The organism is Kineococcus rubinsiae (assembly GCF_011839805.1).
In the GTDB taxonomy this organism is placed as follows: domain Bacteria; phylum Actinomycetota; class Actinomycetes; order Actinomycetales; family Kineococcaceae; genus Kineococcus; species Kineococcus rubinsiae.
In genome coordinates this window covers 1-4,087 of record NZ_VWPY01000115.1, presented here as the reverse complement: position 1 = coordinate 4,087, position 4,087 = coordinate 1, and the positions used below count along the sequence as shown (strand labels likewise).

General features: G+C 40.5%; 3 protein-coding genes. All 3 read left to right on the top strand.

All coding sequences use genetic code 11. The features are described 5' to 3' along the window. A partial coding sequence (locus tag F1544_RS27215) for a proton-conducting transporter transmembrane domain-containing protein (RefSeq protein WP_280115047.1) occupies nucleotides 1–906 on the top strand: 906 nt, incomplete at its 5' end. Nucleotide 907: 1 nt separating this feature from the next. Continuing rightward, nucleotides 908–2,506: an NADH-quinone oxidoreductase subunit M gene (gene nuoM / locus F1544_RS27210; protein ID WP_167588539.1), complete on the top strand. Its 1,599-nt coding sequence runs from the start codon at nucleotides 908–910 to the stop codon at nucleotides 2,504–2,506. Nucleotides 2,507–2,509: 3 nt separating this feature from the next. Beyond that, nucleotides 2,510–4,006: an NADH-quinone oxidoreductase subunit NuoN gene (nuoN, locus tag F1544_RS27205; RefSeq protein WP_004914279.1), complete on the top strand. Its 1,497-nt coding sequence runs from the start codon at nucleotides 2,510–2,512 to the stop codon at nucleotides 4,004–4,006. Nucleotides 4,007–4,087 lie beyond the last annotated feature (81 nt).

Sequence of the window (4,087 nt, the reverse complement as noted above, 5' to 3'; positions counted from 1 at the left end):
GGTTTGTTCCACATGTTGGCTCATGCATTCTTCAAAGCATTATTGTTCCTTTCTTCAGGTGCTGTAATTCTTGCATGTCATCACGAACAAAATATTTTCAAAATGGGTGGATTACGTAAAAAGATTCCATTCGTATTTTGGTGTTTCGTCATCGGTGGTGGTGCATTGGCTGCACTTCCAATCGTAACTGTTGGTTTCTTCTCTAAAGATGCCATCTTAGGTGCAGTATATGCACAGTCTACAATTGCAAACATTCCACTTTACAATACATTGTATTGGGTTGGTGTAGCGGGTGCTTTCTTAACTTCTATTTATACGTTCCGTCTAATTTGGGTCGTATTCTTCGGTGAAGAAAAAACACATGCGCATGCAATTCATGGTGTGACATATTGGGCACCACTTGCGATTCTTGCTGTGTTATCCACAGGAATTGGTTACTTCTTGCAAGCACCAGTTGCAAATTTATTGACTGCTGCAAGCATTCCAAGTTTTGTTATCCCTGAAGCTTTACATGAAGCTGTTGTACATGCAGAACATTTGGCGAGTGGTATTGCACTTGCTGGTTTAGCAGTAGGTATCTTCCTATTTGCCTTTGCATATGGTGCTGTTAAATCATTTGCTCAAACATCATTGGGCGCTGGTTTAGCACATATTTGCCGTACCGCATTTGGTTTTGATGCTTTGTATGACATCGTATTCGTCAAACCTTATTTATTGATTGCGAAAATCTTAGGCCGTGATCCAGTTGATGGTTTATGGCCAGTACTACCTGCGATTGTAAAAGGTGGTAATACCTTTACTAGCTCGCGTCAAACAGGTTCATTACGTGAATACGCATCAAGCATGTCACTCGGTGTAGTGGTGCTATTGATGATCTTGATCGTGATTCAGGTTGTGGGGAAATAAAATGGAAAACAATTTAATTTTACCCGCACTGATTTTAGTTCCTTTCATTGCTGGTTTTATTTGTTGGTTGGTTGATAAATTCGACCAACAATTATCGCGTTGGATTGCCTTAATTGGTATGCTTATTACCTTTGGTTTAGGCATTGCACTTTGGCAGAGTGGTACATTTAGTTACGAGCTGGGTGGTAAAGTCCCAACTTGGGCGGCTGAGTTTCATTTACCTTGGATTCAGACACTAGGCATTAGCATTCACTTGGCAGTGGATGGTTTATCTTTACTCATGGTATTACTGACTGCATTACTTGGTGTACTTGCGGTTGGTTGTTCATGGGGTGAGATCCAAAAGAATGTTGGTTTCTTCCACTTAAACCTCCTGTGGAGTTTAGGTGGTGTTATCGGTGTATTCTTAGCGATTGACTTATTCCTGTTTTTCTTCTTCTGGGAGATGATGCTCGTACCAATCTACTTCTTGATTGCGTTATGGGGTCATAAAGGCTCGAATGGTCGTTCACGTGTTTATGCTGCAACCAAGTTCTTCTTATACACGCAAATTGCTGGTTTGATCATGTTGATCGGTATCTTAGGCCTTGTGGTTTATGGATACATGATGACAGGTATGATTGGCTTCGATTACAACTATCTATTGGCTGTGGCGAACCACTTACCGCCTGAAGTTGCTTATGCATTTATGCTATGTTTCTTCATCGGTTTTGCTGTGAAATTACCTGTGTTCCCATTACATGGTTGGTTACCTGATGCACATGCACAAGCACCAACTGCAGGTTCTGTGGACTTAGCTGGTATTTTGATTAAAACAGCAGCCTATGGTTTACTTCGTTTCGTTATCCCATTCTTCCCAGCAGCATCAGCACAATTTGCTGATATTGCGATCATTCTTGGTTTGATTGGTATTTTCTACGGTGCATTCTTAGCGTATCAGCAAACAGATATGAAACGTTTGCTTGCGTATACGTCTATTTCGCACATGGGTTTCATCTTACTTGCTATTTACGCAGGTAATATCCTGACATTCCAGGGTCTTATGATCATGATGTTGGCACATGGCTTATCATCTGCTGCATTATTTATCATGTCTGGTCAGGTTTATGAGCGTTTACATACACGTGACTTACGCTTAATAGGTGGTTTACGCGGTCAGCTGCAGTACCTTCCATTTTTCTTAATGTTCTTTGTAGCTGCTCTTGTGGGTGTACCAGGTTTAGGTAACTTTATTGGTGAATTCCTGATCTTGATGGGTTCATTCAAACCTTATCCTGTACTCACGATTATTGCGGCAGTAAGCTTCGTGTTTGCTGGTCTTTATGGCTTGATTTTGATTCATAAAGCATTGTTTGGTACACCAAATCCAGAGCAACAGCAGCACTATACAAGCCCATTAAAAGATTTATCAGCACGTGAAGTTACTATCTTGATGATCTGTGTGATCGGTTTGGTTTGGTTAGGTATTTACCCACAAACATTCTTGGATGTATCGCATTCAAGCATGCAATGGTTAGTAAATAGTTATATGCCAGTACAAGAAGTTGTTGAAACTGTTCAGCAGACAGCAACTCAACTTGAGCATGTGGAGATGCAATAAACCATGAACTTCACACTTTCTTTTTCTGAACTTATGCCGCTCGTCCCTGTGATGATTGTGGCGTTGACTGCAATTGTTGTGATGTTATTGATTTCGATTAAACGTAATCATAATTTAATCGCAACAACTTCAGTTGTGGGGCTTAACCTCGCTGCAATTTTTATCGCATACACTGCGTATACAGGTCACTATGCACCTGTAAACGTGATGGGCATGTTTATGGTTGATCCATTTACCATGCTCTATCAATTCATGATTTTGATCGCAGCTTTGGCATGTTGTACTTTGTCACATGCTTATATTGAGACATATAAAGACAATCGCGAAGAGTTGTACATCTTGCTACTGTGTTCAGTAGCAGGTGCGATGTTGATGGTTGCTAGCTCTCATTATGCTTCGTTCTTTATCAGCTTAGAATTAATGTCAATTCCAGTATATGGTATGTTGGCATATACCCATCAGCGCAGCCAATCTTTGGAAGCAGGGATTAAATATCTTGTGCTTTCAGCGACGGCATCTGCAATGTTGTTAATGGGGATGGCGTATATTTATGCTTATACAGGTTCATTATCATTCTATGATTCTGTACAAGCGTTATTCACTGCAATCAAACAACCAATGGTGTTATTGGGCTTAGGCTTAATCATCTTTGCTGTTGCGTTTAAACTGTCACTTGCTCCATTCCACAAATGGACACCAGATGTGTATGCAGGTGCTCCAGCACCGATGGCAACATTCTTGGCGACAGCTGCGAAAGTAGCAACGATCGGTTTGTTTGTACGTTACTTATTGGCGTCAGGTGCAATCCTAGTTGAATCGCTGGTAACAGTTCTTACAATTATTGCTGTATTGTCAATTTTAGTAGGTAACTTACTTGCAGTACGTCAAGTAAACTTGAAACGCATTCTTGGTTATTCATCGATTGCTCACTTTGGTTATTTGTTAATTGCTTTAATTAGCATGACTTATGCGAGCCTTGGTAGCGTGACGGTTTATGTGATTACTTATGTACTTACAACAATCGGTGCGTTTGGTGCAGTTACGTTAATGTCGAGCCCTTATAACAACGTGGATGAAGCACAAAGTCTTGCTGACTACCGTGGTTTGTTCTGGCGTCGTCCGATTTTGACTGCAACATTAACCGTGATGATGTTATCGCTAGCTGGTATCCCATTAACAGCGGGCTTTATTGGTAAGTTCCTTGTGGTTATGGCTGCAGTAACAACTCAACACTGGTTCTTAGCTGCAATGATCGTTGTGGGTAGTGGTATCGGTTTGTACTACTATTTGCGTGTTATGGTTGTGATGTACATGACTTCACCAGATACTCCTCGTATTGATGCTGATGCACATTGGGGAACTAAAGTTGGTGGGATCATGGTACTAGGTGCTGCATTGTTGGTATTGTTCTTAGGTATCTATCCAGATCCAATGATCAATTTAGCATTAAAATCAGAGATTCTTTCTCCATTACATTTCATGTTATCTCAGCAACAGTAATCATCCGATAATCTGATTTGTACAAAAAAGCCTCCAAAACTGGGGGCTTTTTTATTGAATAGTAAAAAAACACTTTATAAT